This window comes from Sphingomonas sp. BRN-1R (genome assembly GCF_057748035.1).
Genome location: NZ_CM173236.1, coordinates 4,012,550 through 4,026,589, shown reverse-complemented (window position 1 = coordinate 4,026,589; position 14,040 = coordinate 4,012,550). Strand labels below are relative to the sequence as shown.

Annotated in this window: 22 protein-coding genes; 6 read left to right on the top strand and 16 right to left on the bottom strand. The window is 67.3% G+C overall.

The window, feature by feature from the left end:
• The first annotated feature begins 36 nt into the window (after positions 1-36).
• The 6 genes from crcB to AC3ANX_RS18765 are packed head-to-tail and all read left to right on the top strand — an operon-like array spanning position 37 to position 3,534.
• Entirely contained in the window at positions 37-414 is a 378-nt protein-coding gene (gene crcB / locus AC3ANX_RS18790; RefSeq protein ID WP_488334746.1) for a fluoride efflux transporter CrcB, read from the top strand.
• Positions 411-1,520: an RluA family pseudouridine synthase gene (locus tag AC3ANX_RS18785; RefSeq protein ID WP_488334745.1), complete on the top strand. Its 1,110-nt coding sequence runs from the start codon at positions 411-413 to the stop codon at positions 1,518-1,520. Before crcB ends, AC3ANX_RS18785 begins: the two co-directional genes overlap by 4 nt.
• A complete protein-coding gene (locus AC3ANX_RS18780; RefSeq protein WP_488334744.1) occupies positions 1,517-1,966 on the top strand; it encodes a MaoC family dehydratase in 450 nt (149 codons plus the stop codon). The genes AC3ANX_RS18785 and AC3ANX_RS18780 overlap by 4 nt, the downstream gene beginning before the upstream one ends.
• Positions 1,967-1,997: 31 nt before the next feature.
• The gene (locus AC3ANX_RS18775) at positions 1,998-2,654 is read left to right on the top strand and encodes an HAD-IA family hydrolase (protein ID WP_488334743.1); all 657 of its coding nucleotides are present in this window, start codon (positions 1,998-2,000) and stop codon (positions 2,652-2,654) included.
• The gene (locus AC3ANX_RS18770; protein ID WP_488334742.1) at positions 2,651-2,854 is read left to right on the top strand and encodes a hypothetical protein; all 204 of its coding nucleotides are present in this window, start codon (positions 2,651-2,653) and stop codon (positions 2,852-2,854) included. The genes AC3ANX_RS18775 and AC3ANX_RS18770 overlap by 4 nt, the downstream gene beginning before the upstream one ends.
• On the top strand, positions 2,851-3,534 hold the full coding sequence (locus tag AC3ANX_RS18765) for an ATP12 family chaperone protein (RefSeq protein WP_488334741.1): 684 nt from the start codon (positions 2,851-2,853) through the stop codon (positions 3,532-3,534). The genes AC3ANX_RS18770 and AC3ANX_RS18765 overlap by 4 nt, the downstream gene beginning before the upstream one ends.
• A 133-nt stretch (positions 3,535-3,667) precedes the next feature.
• Here the strand turns inward: AC3ANX_RS18765 and AC3ANX_RS18760 are convergent, their stop codons facing one another.
• The 16 genes from AC3ANX_RS18760 to AC3ANX_RS18685 form a co-directional block, all read right to left on the bottom strand.
• Complete coding sequence (locus AC3ANX_RS18760; RefSeq protein ID WP_488334740.1) at positions 3,668-4,621, bottom strand: hemolysin family protein; 954 nt, start codon at positions 4,619-4,621, stop codon at positions 3,668-3,670.
• Between the two features lie 10 nt (positions 4,622-4,631).
• Positions 4,632-5,141: an rRNA maturation RNase YbeY gene (gene ybeY / locus AC3ANX_RS18755; RefSeq protein WP_488334739.1), complete on the bottom strand. Its 510-nt coding sequence runs from the start codon at positions 5,139-5,141 to the stop codon at positions 4,632-4,634.
• Positions 5,141-5,539, bottom strand: a complete 399-nt coding sequence (locus AC3ANX_RS18750; protein WP_488334738.1) for a type II toxin-antitoxin system VapC family toxin — start codon at positions 5,537-5,539, stop codon at positions 5,141-5,143. The genes ybeY and AC3ANX_RS18750 overlap by 1 nt, the downstream gene beginning before the upstream one ends.
• Complete coding sequence (locus tag AC3ANX_RS18745; RefSeq protein WP_488334737.1) at positions 5,536-5,796, bottom strand: type II toxin-antitoxin system VapB family antitoxin; 261 nt, start codon at positions 5,794-5,796, stop codon at positions 5,536-5,538. The genes AC3ANX_RS18750 and AC3ANX_RS18745 overlap by 4 nt, the downstream gene beginning before the upstream one ends.
• Positions 5,797-5,845: 49 nt before the next feature.
• Positions 5,846-6,847, bottom strand: a complete 1,002-nt coding sequence (locus AC3ANX_RS18740) for a PhoH family protein (RefSeq protein ID WP_488334736.1) — start codon at positions 6,845-6,847, stop codon at positions 5,846-5,848.
• Between the two features lie 197 nt (positions 6,848-7,044).
• Complete coding sequence (locus AC3ANX_RS18735; protein WP_488334735.1) at positions 7,045-7,239, bottom strand: hypothetical protein; 195 nt, start codon at positions 7,237-7,239, stop codon at positions 7,045-7,047.
• Positions 7,239-7,388, bottom strand: a complete 150-nt coding sequence (locus AC3ANX_RS18730) for a hypothetical protein (protein WP_488334734.1) — start codon at positions 7,386-7,388, stop codon at positions 7,239-7,241. Before AC3ANX_RS18730 ends, AC3ANX_RS18735 begins: the two co-directional genes overlap by 1 nt.
• Positions 7,378-8,730: a tRNA (N6-isopentenyl adenosine(37)-C2)-methylthiotransferase MiaB gene (gene miaB / locus AC3ANX_RS18725; protein ID WP_488334733.1), complete on the bottom strand. Its 1,353-nt coding sequence runs from the start codon at positions 8,728-8,730 to the stop codon at positions 7,378-7,380. The genes AC3ANX_RS18730 and miaB overlap by 11 nt, the downstream gene beginning before the upstream one ends.
• A 39-nt stretch (positions 8,731-8,769) precedes the next feature.
• Positions 8,770-9,639, bottom strand: coding sequence for a lysophospholipid acyltransferase family protein (locus tag AC3ANX_RS18720; protein WP_488334732.1), 870 nt, complete (start codon positions 9,637-9,639; stop codon positions 8,770-8,772).
• Positions 9,640-9,643: 4 nt separating this feature from the next.
• On the bottom strand, positions 9,644-10,066 hold the full coding sequence (locus AC3ANX_RS18715) for a Fur family transcriptional regulator (protein ID WP_488334731.1): 423 nt from the start codon (positions 10,064-10,066) through the stop codon (positions 9,644-9,646).
• Between the two features lie 98 nt (positions 10,067-10,164).
• Entirely contained in the window at positions 10,165-10,587 is a 423-nt protein-coding gene (locus AC3ANX_RS18710) for a Ros/MucR family transcriptional regulator (RefSeq protein WP_488334730.1), read from the bottom strand.
• A 110-nt stretch (positions 10,588-10,697) separates the two neighbouring features.
• Positions 10,698-11,174 carry a GNAT family N-acetyltransferase gene (locus AC3ANX_RS18705; RefSeq protein ID WP_488334729.1) on the bottom strand — a complete coding sequence of 159 codons (477 nt, stop codon included), beginning with the start codon at positions 11,172-11,174 and terminating at the stop codon, positions 10,698-10,700.
• Entirely contained in the window at positions 11,171-11,788 is a 618-nt protein-coding gene (gene tsaB / locus AC3ANX_RS18700) for a tRNA (adenosine(37)-N6)-threonylcarbamoyltransferase complex dimerization subunit type 1 TsaB (protein WP_488334728.1), read from the bottom strand. Before tsaB ends, AC3ANX_RS18705 begins: the two co-directional genes overlap by 4 nt.
• Positions 11,789-11,795: 7 nt before the next feature.
• Positions 11,796-12,395 (bottom strand): malonic semialdehyde reductase, encoded by a 600-nt coding sequence (locus tag AC3ANX_RS18695; protein ID WP_488334727.1) that lies wholly within the window; start codon positions 12,393-12,395, stop codon positions 11,796-11,798.
• 38 nt (positions 12,396-12,433) lie between these two features.
• The gene (locus AC3ANX_RS18690; RefSeq protein WP_488336997.1) at positions 12,434-13,006 is read right to left on the bottom strand and encodes a NifU family protein; all 573 of its coding nucleotides are present in this window, start codon (positions 13,004-13,006) and stop codon (positions 12,434-12,436) included.
• Positions 13,007-13,089: 83 nt separating this feature from the next.
• Complete coding sequence (locus AC3ANX_RS18685) at positions 13,090-13,935, bottom strand: aspartyl/asparaginyl beta-hydroxylase domain-containing protein (RefSeq protein ID WP_488334726.1); 846 nt, start codon at positions 13,933-13,935, stop codon at positions 13,090-13,092.
• Positions 13,936-14,040 lie beyond the last annotated feature (105 nt).

Genomic DNA, 14,040 nt, shown 5'->3' with positions numbered 1-14,040 from the left:
TTCTCTTTGCGGCCGATCCGCGCTAACGCCTGCGTCATGATACAACTTCTTCTGGTAATGGCGGGCGGCGCGATCGGCAGCGCCGGGCGGTGGCAGACCGGCCGCTGGATGACCGCGCTGTTCGGCGCGGACTATCCCTATGGCACGCTCGCCGCCAATCTCGTCGGCGGACTGGCGATGGGGCTGCTCGTCGCCGTGCTCGCGCGGGTCGGCGGCGCGACCGATAATCTTCGCCTGTTCTTCGCGACCGGGGTGCTCGGCGGGTTCACCACCTTCTCCACCTTCTCGCTCGATACGGTGACGATGATCGAGCGTGGCGACCTCGCGGTGGCGCTCGGTTACGTGCTGGTGTCGGTGATCGGCTCGGTCGTCGCGCTGTTCGCCGGTCTCTCGCTGGTAAGGGCGGTGGCATGAGCGATACCCCCCGCAACGAGGCGGACGTCCGCACCTTCCGCGTCGGCGCGGATGACGACGGCATTCGGCTCGACCGCTGGTTCAAGCGGCACCTGCCCGACACCAGCTTCACCACCGTCGCGAAATGGGCGCGCACCGGCCAGCTTCGTGTCGACGGCGCGCGCGCGACGCCGGGCGACCGCATCGTGCCCGGCCAGACCATCCGCGTGCCCCCGGCCGAGCCGGTCCGCCCCGATGCGCCCAAAGTGCGCGAGCGCGTGCCGCTCAGCGACGACGAGATCGCCTTCGCGCGCGAACTCGTCATCCACCGCGATGCGCAGGCGATCGTGCTCAACAAGCCGCCCGGTCTCGCCACCCAAGGCGGGACCAAGACGACCGAGCATGTCGACGGCCTGCTCGACGCCTTGCAGGACGATTACGAGGGCCGCCCCAAGCTCGTCCACCGGCTCGACAAGGATACCAGCGGCGCGCTGCTGATCGCGCGCACGTCTCGCGCGGCGGCGTTCTTCTCCAAGGCGTTCTCCTCGCGCACCGCGCGGAAGACCTATTGGGCTTTGGTGGTCGGCGTGCCCTCGATCGAGGACGGCACGATCGACCTGCCGATCGCCAAGCAGCCCGGTTCGGGCGGTGAGAAGATGCACGTCGACGAGGCGGAGGGCAGTCCCGCCCGTTCGCGCTACCGCGTGATCGAGCTGGCGGGCACGACCTGCGCCTGGGTGGAGCTGATCCCCTATACCGGCCGCACCCACCAGCTTCGCGTGCATATGGCGGCGATCGGCCATCCGATCGTCGGCGATGGCAAATACGGCGGGCAGGCGGCGTTCCTCACCGGTGGGGTGAGCCGCAAGATGCACCTCCATTCGCGCAACCTGCGCATCGACCATCCCGATGGCGGCGCGATCGACGTCAAGGCCGAACTGCCGCGCCACTTCGCCGAAAGCCTCAAGCATTTCGGCTTCGAGGAGATGCTCGGCGACACGATGCCGCTCGAAACGCCGCCCCCGCCCAGCAAGGCGGTGAAGAAGCAGCAGGCCAAGCAGCACGCCAAGACCTTCCGCAAGGAGCGCAAGGGCGAACGGCGGCGGCGTGGCGCCCCGACCAAGTGAGCGGGCTCTACCTCGACGATCTGACGCCCGGCGATGCCTGGACGGGCGCGCCGATCGCGATTGATGAGGCGGAGGTGATCGCCTTCGCGCAAGCCTATGATCCGCAGCCGATGCATATCGATCCGGCTGCGGCGCAGGCGGGGCGGTTCGGCGGGATCATCGCCAGCGGCTGGCACGTCGCGTCGCTGGTGATGCGCGATTTCGTGGTGAGCGCGCCGTTCGGCGACACGCCGTTGCTCGGCATCGGCCTCGACGATCTGCGCTGGCTTAAACCCGTGCGGCCGGGCGACGTGCTGACTGCGCGGCGCGAGATCCTCGACGTGCGCCGCTCGGCGAGCAAGCCGCAGTTGGGCACGGTGACGATGCGCACCACCGTCACCGATCAGCACGGCGACGCGGTGATGACGCTGACGACGCTGATGCAATTCCCCGCGCGCCCGGCCTGATGCAGTTCGCCTGTCCTTGGCTGCGCAACGCATGAACCGCCTCGCCCTGTTCGATTGCGACGGCACCCTCGTCGACAGCCAGGTGAACATCTGCCGCGCGGTCGAGGAGACGTTCGCGCTGCACCGGCTCGACGTGCCCTCGCGCGCTGCAATCCGGCGGATCGTCGGGCTCAGTCTGGTCGAGGCGATGGCGGTGCTGCTGCCTGCCGCCGAGGCCGCGCATCACGAGCACCTCGCGCGCGATTACAAGGCGACGTTCCACACGATGCGCGGCACCGGCGCGCTCGCCGACGAGCCGCTGTTCGACGGCATCGCCGACGTGCTCGACCAGCTCGAAACCGATGGCTGGCTGTTCGGCGTGGCGACCGGCAAGTCCGGTCGCGGGCTCGCGCATGTCCTCGCCGCGCATGGGCTGACCGCGCGTTTCCTCACGCTCCAGACTGCCGACCGCCACCCGTCCAAGCCGCACCCCTCGATGATCGAACAGGCGATGGCGGAGGCGGGCGCATCGTCCGAAACGACGGTGATGATCGGCGACACCAGTTACGACATGCTGATGGCGCGCGCGGCGGGCACGCGTGCGCTTGGCGTCGGCTGGGGCTATCATCCGCCGCACGAACTGCGCGCGGCGGGCGCGCATGCGGTCGCGATCGAAGTGCCCGCACTGGTGGGATTGATGACGGCATGAGCGTCGCGGCGCGCTATTTCACGATCGTCGGCGTGCGGATCGCGGCGGCGGCGGGGGCGGTGTTCGGGCTGATCCTGATCGCGCGCAGCGACCTGATCGTGCCCAAGGTGATCGGCACCGCATTGGTGCTCTCCGCGCTGCTGATGATGGCGGTGGTGCCGCGCGCGCTTGCCCGCCGCTGGCGGACGTCGAGCGAATGAAGCGCTTCTGGAAAGACGTGAGCGTCGATGGCGAGCGCGGCGTGCGGCTCGACGGCAAGCCGCTGCGCACCCCCGGCCGCACCCCTTTGCTGCTGCCGACGCACGCGCTCGCCGAGGCGGTGGCGGCGGAGTGGCAAGACTGCGGCGAGATGATCGACCCGCGCGCGATGCCGCTGACCGGACTCGCCAACGCCGCGATCGACCGGATCGCACCCGATCCCGCTACTTTCGCCGCCGGTCTGACGGCGTATGCGGAAAGCGACCTGCTCTGCTACCGCGCCGACGAGCCCGAGGAACTGGCGGCGCGGCAGACGGCGGCATGGGATCCGCTGCTGGCATGGGCGCGCGCGCGCTACGATGTGCATTTCGAGGTCGTCACCGGCATCATCCACCGCGCGCAGCCCGCCGCCACGCTGACGCGGCTGGGCGAGGCGGTGGCGGCGCGCGGGGCGTTTGAACTGGCGGCACTGTCGCCGATCGTGACGATCAGCGGCTCACTGGTGGCGGCGCTGGCGCTGCTCGAAGGGGCGGCCGACGCCGATGCGATCTGGGCGGCGGCGCATGTCGACGAGGATTTTCAGGCCGATCGCTGGGGCCGCGATCCGCTTGCCGAGGCGGCGGCGGAAGCGCGGCGACGCGACTTTGACGCGGGCGTTCGGCTGCTCGGGTTGCTGGGGTAGCTATATCGTCACCTCGGCCTCGTGCCGGGGTCCACCTTGCGGCGCGCGGTACGGGTTGAGGCTCGAACACCGCACTCGGCCAAGTGGACCCCGGAACACGTCCGGGGTGACATAGGGGCGGCGTAGGGGGCGGCTAAGCGTCCTCATGCACCGGACGCGGCGGGTGCAGGCGCAGCCGCTCGACGCGGCGCGTGTCCGCCTCGACCACCTCGATCGTCCAGCCGCTCGGGTGCGCGATGCACGCGCCGACTTCGGGCACATGGCCCGCCAGCACCGCCGCGAGTCCACCGATCGTGTCGATATCGCCGTCGACTTCCGCGAGACGCGGGTCGATCGTCTCGCCGACATCCTCCAGCTCGGCGCGCGCATCCGCTTCCCAGCCGCCGCCGTCGATCGGCACGAGCAGCGCCTCGGGCGCCTCGTCATGCTCGTCCTCGATATCGCCGACGATCTCCTCGATCAGATCCTCGATCGTCACCAGCCCTTCGGTGCCGAAATATTCGTCGAGCACGATGGCGAGGTGGACGCGCTTGGTGCGCATGTCGGCGAGCAGATCGAGCGCGCCGCGCGACATCGGCACGTACAGCGGCTCGCGCAGCAGGCCGGTGATCGTCTCGGGGTGCGGCGCGCCGGTGGCGAGGATGTTGAACACGTCCTTAATGTGGACCATGCCGACGATCGTATCGAGTTCCTCGCGGTACACCGGGATGCGGCTGTGCCCGGCCTCGGCGAACAGCTTGACCAGATCGGCGAAGCTGGTGCCTTCCTCGACCGCGACGATATCCGCACGCGGCACGCCGATGTCGCCCGCGTCGCGTTCGCCGAAATGGAGCAGGTTGCGCACCATCTGCCGTTCGAGCGGCGAGAGATCACCGGTCGCGTCGGGCGCGGGATCGCCCTCATGCGCGTCGATCGCATCCTCAAGCTGCGCGCGGAGCGAATCGTCGGCCGACTCGCCGAAGATCAGCGCCTTGAGGTTCTTCCATATGCTGCCCTCATGCTGGGCAGAGTCGCCGGCCTGCGCGCCGGTGCTGGCGGTACTGTGGCTCGTGCCGGTGTTCGAGCTGCTACTGGGGCCCTCGGGCATGGCGGTCGTTTCAGTCCTCGCAAATGAGATAGGGGTCGGCCAGGCCCAGCGACTTCAGCGCATCGGTTTCGATCGCCTCCATCGCCTCGGCCTCGTCTTCCGCCATATGGTCGTATCCTAGCAGATGCAGCATGCCATGCACGATCAAATGCGTGGCATGATCGGCAAGTGCGATGCCGCGCTCCGCCGCCTCCGCCGCGCACACGCCGTGCGCGAGCACGATATCGCCGAGCAGCACCTCGCCATCGTCGCTGTTCTGCCCGATCGTCTCGAGCAGATCGGGCTGCACCATCGGGAAAGACAGCACGTTGGTCGGCTTGTCCTTGTGGCGGTATTGCGCGTTGAGGTGCTGCACCTCGGCATCGTCGGTGAGCCGCACCGACACCTCGAACAGCGCGGGCGTGGTGAGGATCTCACCATTGGGCGTCCGCTCGATCGCGGCGGTGGCGGCGCGCAGCGCGAGGGCGTCCCAATCGGCTGCGGGCCAGGCGTCTTCGGTGGAGAGGGCGATCTCGATCATCAGGCGAGGTCCGTCTTGGAAAAATCGTCGCCCTTGTAGAGCAGACGCGCACCCTTTGTCTTGGCGCAGGCATAAGCGAAGCAATCGCCCATGTTGAGGCTGGCGGGATGGCCGGTGCCCTTGCCGTACAGACGGTGCGCTTCAATGGCGAGACGCCATTCCGCGTCGCCGATCGGCACCGGTCGAAAGCCGAGGTCCATGAACCAGCTGCGGATCGCTTCGCTTGCTTCGTCCACACTCACCCTAGCGGTGCGAGCGACCGCGCGAACGGCTTCCCACGCACCCGTCGGGCAATAGAGTTTGTCCTCATGCTGGTCTAGCTCATCCATCAGAACGCCACGCTCGGGTTCGTTGGTGAGGATCGCGACGAGGGCTGACGCGTCGGCAAGGATGGTCAACCGTCATCCTCGTCGTTGAGGCTGTCGTAAAAGGCCTTGTCCGCCGTAAGTCCGGTCTTCTGAAGCAGCCCGGGATGGTTGCGCCACAGCTTGTCCAAAGACGCTTGTAGTGACGGGCGAGGCGCCTGCCGATCCAGTTCGGCTTCACGCGCGGACGCCAGCTCTCGGATCAGTGCAGTCTTGGTCACCCCCGAGCGCTTCGCCACACGTGTCACCAATGCGGCGGTTTCTTCGTCCTTGATGAACAGCGATGCCACGTCAGCCTCCGCAGGATATCCTGTATAATACGACAGGATATCCCCACCTTCAACCGCCGGTCCCCTCGTAGGCCTCGACGATGCGTCCGACGATCGGATGCCGCACCACGTCGCCCGCACCAAAGCGCGAGATCGAGATGCCCTCAACCCCTTCCAGCCGCCGTACCGCGTCGTTGAGGCCGCTCGCCGCCATGCCGCCGGGCAGATCGGTCTGGTTGGGATCGCCGCACACCACCATGCGGCTGTTCTCGCCGAAACGGGTGAGGAACATCTTCATCTGCGCAGGGGTGGTGTTCTGCGCCTCGTCGAGGATGATGAACGCATCGGCCAGCGTGCGCCCGCGCATGAAGGCGATCGGCGCGATCTCGATCTCGCCGCTGGCGATGCGCCGCTCGACCTGCTCGGCGGGCAGGCAATCGTTAAGCGCATCGTACAGCGGCCGCAGATACGGATCGACCTTCTCCTTCATGTCGCCGGGCAGGAAGCCGAGCTTCTCGCCCGCCTCCACCGCCGGGCGCGACAGGATCAGCCGCTGCACGCTGCCGGTGATGAGCTGCGCGACCGCCTGCGCGACGGCGATATAGGTCTTGCCGGTGCCCGCCGGCCCGAGCGCGAAGATGATGTCGTGGTCGAGCAGCTCGCGCATGTAATGCGCCTGCGCGATGGTGCGCGGCACGATCGTCTTCTTGCGCGTGCGGATCATGATCTGCGGCGGGCTCCCACGATCCTCGGCGCGGATGATGCCGTTCAGCATCGGCTCGGCCGACATGGCGATCACCGCGTCGATCAGCCCGGGATCGACCACCTCACCGTGGACGATGCGGTTGTAGAGCGCGTGCAGCACGTCGCGCGCGGAGGCGACCGACTCGGCGGCGCCTTCCAGTCCGACCTTGTTGCCGCGCGCGGTGATGTACACGCCCAATCGGCTTTCGAGCAGCAACAGGTTCTGGTCGAACTCCCCGAACAATTGCGCCATCAACTGCGGCCGGTCGAACACGACCTCGGCGCGGCTGCGCTCGCCGGATTGGGCGGGGACGGGCTTACGGCTCATGCAATTCCTTCGTGCGCGAGGGGGAGGGGCGCGGGCGTCATCGCGGGGCAACCGGTGCGCGGGGCGCATCGGGGCTGGCGGCGGGGAGGGCGATTACGCTGCATCCGGGCGCGAGTTTGGCAGATCGCGGCGGCCGGCGACAGGGGGAAAGCGCGGTGATCGCGCCGGTTCGTGCTGATCCAGGTGGAGACGGCGCGCTATTTGGCGATCGCTGCGGGCAGGTCGATCTTCACCGCCTGAGTCTTGATAGGGGTGAGCAGGAAGATCGCCGCGCTGCCGAGGCCGATCACCCCCGCCGCATACTTCTTGCGCCGGATATCGCCGATGCCGCGCACCACGCAATACCCGCAGGCGATCAGCGCGCCGACGCTCCATACTGCGAAGGCGAACATCAGCGGCGCAGCAGCACGATCGACATGCCCGACAGGATGATGCGCAAAGCCCCGAGCCCGGCGTAGAACCACAGCCCGACCGGCGTGCGCCGCCAACCGGCGCGCCCGTCGTCGGCGATGAACAGCGCCTGCGTGTCGTCAGGCGGCAACGTCGGCGCTCGCGATGCGGAAGCCTTCATCCTCGCCCTCATGTGCCTGATCCAAGATGATGCCGCTGACCGAATTGGGCCAGGCGGCGGTGATCTCGACATCGACCAGATCGCCGATTTCCGATGTGCCGACGACGTGAACCGATTGCAACCACGGGCTTTTACCGATGAGCTGGCCCGGCAGCTTGCCCTTGCGCTCGAGCAGCACGGTGCAGCGCGTCCCCACGCTTGCTGCGTTGAATGCCGCCTGATCGCGGTTGAGCGCAGCTTGCAGGCGCTGGAGCCGCTCGTCCATGATCTCGGGCGCGACCTGATCGGTCATCGTCGCGGCGGGGGTGCCGGGACGCGGCGAATATTTGAAGCTGAACGCCTGCGCGTGGCGAACCTCGTCGAGCAGGCTCAGCGTCTCGGCGAAATCGGCCTCGGTCTCGCCCGGAAAGCCGACGATGAAATCGCCCGAGATCGCGATATCGGGCCGCACCGCGCGCACCCGCTCGATCAGTCGCAGGTAGGAGGCGCGGGTGTGGCTGCGGTTCATGCGGCTAAGGATGCGGTCGCTGCCCGCCTGCACCGGCAGGTGGAGGAACGGCATCAGCTTGGGGATGTCGCGATGCGCCTCGATCAGCCCCTGCGTCATGTCGTTGGGGTGGCTGGTGGTGTAGCGGATACGGTGCAGCGCGGGCAGATCGGCGAGCGCGGCGATCAGGTCGTGCAACCCCTTCCCGTCGTCGGCCCACGCGTTGACGTTCTGGCCGAGCAAAGTGATTTCCTTCGCGCCCGCATCGACCAGCGCCCTGGCCTCGTCGACCACTTGCCCCCAACCACGCGAGACTTCCGCGCCGCGCGTATAGGGCACGACGCAATAGGTGCAGAACTTGTCGCAGCCTTCCTGCACGGTGAGGAAGGCGCTTGGGCTCACGCGGCGGCGGGCGGGCAGATGGCCGAACTTGAGATCGACCGGCATGTCGGTGTCGAGCGCCGCCTCGCCGCGCGCTGCACGCGCGACCAGCGCCGGCAGGTTGTGATAGGCTTGCGGGCCGACCACCACATCGACCTTCGCGCGCCGCACGATCTCCGCGCCTTCGGCCTGCGCGACGCAGCCCGCCACCGCGATCAGCGGATCGGCGCCGTGCTTCCGCAAGCGGCCGATGTCCGAATAGACCTTCTCGGTCGCTTTCTCGCGGATGTGGCAGGTGTTGAGCACGACGAGATCGGCGGCGTTGGCGTCGTCGGTCGCGGTCATACCCTGTTCGGCCAGAGTCTCGGCCATGCGATCGCCGTCATAGACGTTCATCTGGCAACCGAACGACTTGACGTGAAAAGTCTTGGGCGAGGATTTCATAATGGCCGCTTCATACGCTGCGGGGGCCTTACGCACAAATCATGGCAGGACAGGGGCCCCATCCCGGCGTTCGTCGGCGCGCGCCGCCCAAGCATCGTGGCCGATGAAGGCCGGCACCGGCCCGCCCATCACCGCGGAGAGTGCGGCCTCGATCCGTCGCCGGCTCTCGCCCGCGATCGCCTTGCGGCCGGGGAAGTCGGCCGGATTGAAGGGTTCGAGGAAATGCACCGTCACCGGGAAACTGCCGCCGCGCGCCAGCACGCGCGCGGCATTGGCCTTGCCGCTTTCATGGCCGATCCAGCCGATCTCCTCGCCGACGTCGCCATAGTCGATCAGCACCGGCTGCACCCGCACGCCGGGCGGCGGCGGTTCGAGCACCTTGAGCATCGAGGTCTTGAACGGCAGCAGCGAACGGCCGTCCTCGGTTGTGCCCTCCGGGAACACCGTGACCGACCAGTTCTTCGCCAGCGTATCGCGCAGCGCGTCGATCTGCCCGGCGACGCCGAGCCGGTTCTCGCGCTCGACAAAGACCGTGCGGTTGAGCGAGGCGAGCCAGCCGACCACCGGCGCGTCGCGGATCTCTGCCTTTGCGACGAAAGCGGTGCCGCTTGCGCCGGCGATGGCGAGAATGTCGATCCAGCTCACATGGTTCGCGACGTAGAACACGTCACGCCGCAGCGGTACGCCCTTAACGGCGACACGCGCGCCGCTGATCCGCCCGGCGCGGCCAAGGAAGATGCGTGGCCATGGCGAGGGCCGGCGCACCAGCCGCCACAGATAATGCAGCGGCACCAGCACTGCCGCGAGCGCGGTGAGCATCGCGATGCGCAGCCACATCCGCGCCTTGCCCGTGGCGGAGAGCGCCGGCGGGCGTCCGGCGGCGGCGGCGAGGCGGTCTTCGCGCCGCAAGGGCTCAGCCCTTGCGGTCGAGCGCGACGCCGTACAATTCCATGCGGTGATCGACCAGCCGGAAGCCGAGCCGTTCGGCGATGGTCTTCTGCAATTGTTCGAGTTCGGGGTCGACGAATTCGAGCACCTTGCCGGTCTCGACGTCGATCAGGTGATCGTGATGCGCCTCGGGCGCGGGCTCGTAGCGCGAGCGGCCATCGCCGAAATCATGCCGGTCGAGGATGCCGGCCTCCTCGAACAGCCGCACCGTGCGATAGACGGTGGCGATCGAGATGCCGGGGTCGATGGCGGACGCGCGTTCGTACACGCGCTCCACATCGGGATGGTCGTCGGCCTCGGACAGCACGCGTGCGATCACGCGCCGCTGTTCGGTGATGCGAAGGCCCTTCTCGTTACAGAGAGCTTCGATGTCGATCTTGCGCGGCATGCGCGCGTTGTAGGCGGTTCGCCGCGCCGGATAAAGGCGCTTCTTCGCGCGTGCGAAAAGAGCGGCACCCGACTTGGGGCGCCGCTCTTGCAGGCATGTCAACGCGTCGCGGTCTTGCGGCGCTTGGTGCCGAGGCCGATCTTCTTGGCGAGCGTGCGGCGCTGCTCGGCATAGCTCGGCGCGACCATCGGATAGTCGGCGGGAAGATTCCACTTCGCGCGATACTGTTCCGGGGTCATCTGGTAATGCGTCATCAGGTGACGCTTGAGCATCTTGAGCTTCTTACCGTCTTCGAGGCAGACGATATAGTCCGGCTTGATCGAAGACCGAACCGAAACCGCCGGCTCTTGCTTAATTTCCGGCGCCGGAGCGTTGCCGCCAAGCCCGGTGAGCGCGCCGTGTACGTTGGCGATGAGGACCGGCAGGTCCGAAACGGCCACACTGTTGTTGCTGACATGCGCAGCGACAATATCGGCGGTGAGCGTTACAAGCGTTTCCTGAAGTTCTAACTGAGCGTCCATTATTGACCTTTCGACCCTTATTTAAGGCTACTGTTGTCGCAGCCGTTACGATATCTATTCACCCTTGCTCAAACGAGCGCAAGCAACAATGTGTTCATTAACCCATCATCTCAGGCTAAATCGCGGCGGAACGTAAAGGCGTCGAAAGCCTGACCGTCTGAACCGCGATAGTAACGGTGACGTTCGCCGACCTTTGCAAAGCCCGCGTCGCGGTACAGTTGGATAGCGGCATTACCTTCGCGGACTTCGAGATGCAGGCTTTTGACACCGCGCATGGTGCTGTCGGCGATGAAAGACCGCAAAAGCGCACCGCCGACACCGCGACGACGCAGGTCCGGTACGGTCGCGAGCAACATCAACTCGGCTTCGTCGACGACGATCCGCGACAGTGCGAAGCCGGCGGCCGTGCCGTTGACCGACGCGATCGTCAGCCACACGCCCGGCATCGACAGGATGCCGAGGCACTGGTTGCGCGTCCATGCCTCGCCGAAACGCGGATCGAATGCGGCTTGCATGATCGTGTCGACCGTGCCGAGATCGGCTGCGGCGCCGGCACGCAGATCGACGGGGGCGACTGCCGTGCTCATGCCGCGATCGGCTTCGCGTCAGGCGCGCGACCGTAAAGCGGCACGGGGGCGAGCGTGGTAAACGCTTCGGGCAGCAGCCGCGCATCGGCGGCGCGCGGCAGCGCCTGCGCATCGGCCCGCGCGGTGTCGAGCCCGGCAATCAGCCGCACGCCGCTGCCCACGGCGAAGCGCGCGCCGATCTGCTCGAGCGCGACATCGGGACGGAGCGAGGCAAGAGGGCTGGTCGCGCTGAGCGGCGCGTCGAACGTCTGCATGAAGACCTCGCCATGCCCCCCCTCGATCACGCTGGCAAGCATGGGGATACCCGGATTGACCCCGAACGCCGCCGCCGCCAGCAGCGCGAGCGACGAGAAGCCGCCGAGGCTCGCACTCCAGCCGAGCGCGAGTGCGCGCGCCGCCGCCAGCCCGACGCGCACGCCGGTGAAGCTGCCGGGGCCGCAGTCGACCAGGATGTGCGCGGCGCGGCCGCCGTCTGGCAAGGCGGCGATCATCGGCAGCAGCCGCTCGGCATGGCCGCGCCCGACCACCTCGTGTGCGGCGGCGACGACCGTGCCGCCCTCCAGCAAGGCGACCGAGCAAGCGGCCGTCGCGGTTTCGATGACGAGCGTACGCAAACCGAGGTCAGACAATCCGGTTGAAGGTTTCGAACGGCGGCCGGGGCGAGCGGTCGTGCAGCGTGGCTGGATCGCCAACGCCAAGCGTCGCGATGAAGTTCGACGCGACGCCCGGCGTATCGGCGAAAAATGCCTTGTCGACGGCGGCGTTGTCGAACCCTGACATCGGCCCGGTATCGAAGCCGAGCGCGCGCGCGGCGATGATGAAGTACGCGCCCTGCAACGACGAATTGCGCAAGGCGGCATCCTTGCGGGCGGTGGCCTTGTCGTCACCCAGAAACCACGCGCGCGCGTCGACATGCGGGAACAGCGTCGGCAACTGCTCGTGCCACTCCAGATCCATGCCGATGATAACGGCGGCGGGCGCCTTGCGAATCTTCTCGGCGTTGGTGCCGCTGGCAAGCCCCGCGAGCTTTTCCTTCGACTCCTCGCTCAGGCACCACACCATGCGCGCGGGCAGCGAGTTCACCGAAGTCGCGCCGAACTTCATCAGATCCCAGATCGCGTGGAGATCGGCCTCGGTGACAGGCGCGTCGGTATAGCCGTTATAGCTGCGCGCCTTGCGGAAGATCGTGTCCAGGGCGTCGTCGGACAGCTTCGCGGCCATAGTCGTTCCTTGATGTATAAGCGTTGGCGGCGCGACCGTCAGACCGCGCGGACCTCGGTGACTTCGGGGACGTAGTAGCGCAACAGTTGCTCGATGCCGTTCTTGAGCGTCGCCGACGACGACGGGCAACCCGAGCAGGCACCCTGCATCTGGAGGAACACCTTGCCCTTGTCGAAACCGCGATAGATGATGTCGCCGCCGTCATTGGCGACGGCGGGGCGCACGCGCGTTTCGATCAGATCCTTGATCTGCGCGACGATATCGGCATCCTCGGGGCTCTCGGCGAAATCATCCTCGGCGGGCACCGAGAAGCCGGCGGTGCCGACGCTACGGAACAGCGGCATGCCGGCGCTGAAATGATCGAGCAGAAGGGCGAGGACGTCGGGCTTCAACTGCGCCCAGTCGCTGCCCGGCCCGGCGGTTACCGAAATGAAATCGCGACCGAAAAAGACGCCGGTGACATCGCCGAGATCAAACAGCGCTTGCGCGAGCGGCGAGGCTTCGGCTTCTTCGGGCGTCGCGAAATCGCGCGTTCCGCTGTCCATGACCTGCCGGCCGGGCAGGAATTTCAGCGTGGCCGGATTGGGCGTCGTTTCGGTTTCGATCAACATGCGGTGCATGTGGCGCGCCGTCATGGCAGGATCAAGGCGCGTTTGGGAAAGCTTGTCTTTCCACTTCGTGCCCCAACGCCGCATCAGGCTTCCATTTGCTTGACCGTCTCGTTCCACGTCTGGATGTTGTCGCGCGCTTCCTGAACGAAGGCCGAACGACGGATCATACTCAGGCAGAATTCCGCGATCATCTTGCCGGGATTGCGCAACGGCCGGCGGAACTGGATGAGCAGCACGACGCGCGTGCCGCTGGTCTCGTTCCAGACTTCGTGGGGATAGGTGTCGTCGAACACCAAGGTCTCGCCCTCGGCCCAGCGTACCACGCGGTTGCCCACACGCATCCGCACGTCGCCGTCGCGCGGCACGATCAGCGCGAGGTGGCAGGTGATGAGCCCCTTGGTCACGCCGCGATGCACCGGGATGTGCGTGCCCGGCGCGAGGATCGAGAAGAAGGCGGTGGCAAGGCCGGGGATGCGCTCGACCAGCGCGGCGGTGGCGGGGCAGCGCGCGATATTGTCGTCGATCCGGTAGCCGTAGCCCCACAGGAAGAACGATTTCCACATGCCGATCCGCGCGATCGCGCGGTGATCGGGCGAGATCGTCGCCAGACTCGGCGCTGCCTGCCCGCGTAACGCGACCGCAAGCGCCTCGGCGCGGATCGCCTGCCAGTTCTCGCGCAAGGGCGCGGTCCAGCCGAAGTCGCGCACGTCGAGCACCGGATCGTTTGCGACCAGCGAGGAGGCGGCGATCAGCCGGTCGAACACGCCGCGCAGATGCCTGCCGATCTTGATGACGAGCGGACGATTGGGTTCTGCGCGCAGCGGCGCATCGGCGGCGGGCGGCACCGCCTTCAGCATCGGCGCGCATGCGGCGGCGTCGTTCGCCGCCGCGTGCCGCGGTGCGCGGCTGATATCTGTGTGAACGCGCAAACGTGCCTCGACCTTCCTTCGCGCGCCCTGACGTCGGCTCACGACTCCGCTGTCCCTCGGATGAACACCCGCCTAGCCGCGATGTTGGTCGAAAACATGGCGCGC

Coding starts and splice junctions, on each gene's coding strand:
- crcB (WP_488334746.1), top strand. CDS start 37: ATGATACAACTTCTTCTGGTAATGGCGGGCGGCGCGATCGGCAGCGCC.
- AC3ANX_RS18785 (WP_488334745.1), top strand. CDS start 411: ATGAGCGATACCCCCCGCAACGAGGCGGACGTCCGCACCTTCCGCGTC.
- AC3ANX_RS18775 (WP_488334743.1), top strand. CDS start 1,998: ATGAACCGCCTCGCCCTGTTCGATTGCGACGGCACCCTCGTCGACAGC.
- AC3ANX_RS18770 (WP_488334742.1), top strand. CDS start 2,651: ATGAGCGTCGCGGCGCGCTATTTCACGATCGTCGGCGTGCGGATCGCG.
- AC3ANX_RS18765 (WP_488334741.1), top strand. CDS start 2,851: ATGAAGCGCTTCTGGAAAGACGTGAGCGTCGATGGCGAGCGCGGCGTG.
- AC3ANX_RS18760 (WP_488334740.1), bottom strand. CDS start 4,621: ATGCCCGAGGGCCCCAGTAGCAGCTCGAACACCGGCACGAGCCACAGT.
- ybeY (WP_488334739.1), bottom strand. CDS start 5,141: ATGATCGAGATCGCCCTCTCCACCGAAGACGCCTGGCCCGCAGCCGAT.
- AC3ANX_RS18740 (WP_488334736.1), bottom strand. CDS start 6,847: ATGAGCCGTAAGCCCGTCCCCGCCCAATCCGGCGAGCGCAGCCGCGCC.
- AC3ANX_RS18735 (WP_488334735.1), bottom strand. CDS start 7,239: ATGTTCGCCTTCGCAGTATGGAGCGTCGGCGCGCTGATCGCCTGCGGG.
- miaB (WP_488334733.1), bottom strand. CDS start 8,730: ATGAAATCCTCGCCCAAGACTTTTCACGTCAAGTCGTTCGGTTGCCAG.
- AC3ANX_RS18715 (WP_488334731.1), bottom strand. CDS start 10,066: ATGCCGCGCAAGATCGACATCGAAGCTCTCTGTAACGAGAAGGGCCTT.
- AC3ANX_RS18710 (WP_488334730.1), bottom strand. CDS start 10,587: ATGGACGCTCAGTTAGAACTTCAGGAAACGCTTGTAACGCTCACCGCC.
- AC3ANX_RS18705 (WP_488334729.1), bottom strand. CDS start 11,174: ATGAGCACGGCAGTCGCCCCCGTCGATCTGCGTGCCGGCGCCGCAGCC.
- AC3ANX_RS18695 (WP_488334727.1), bottom strand. CDS start 12,395: ATGGCCGCGAAGCTGTCCGACGACGCCCTGGACACGATCTTCCGCAAG.
- AC3ANX_RS18690 (WP_488336997.1), bottom strand. CDS start 13,006: ATGTTGATCGAAACCGAAACGACGCCCAATCCGGCCACGCTGAAATTC.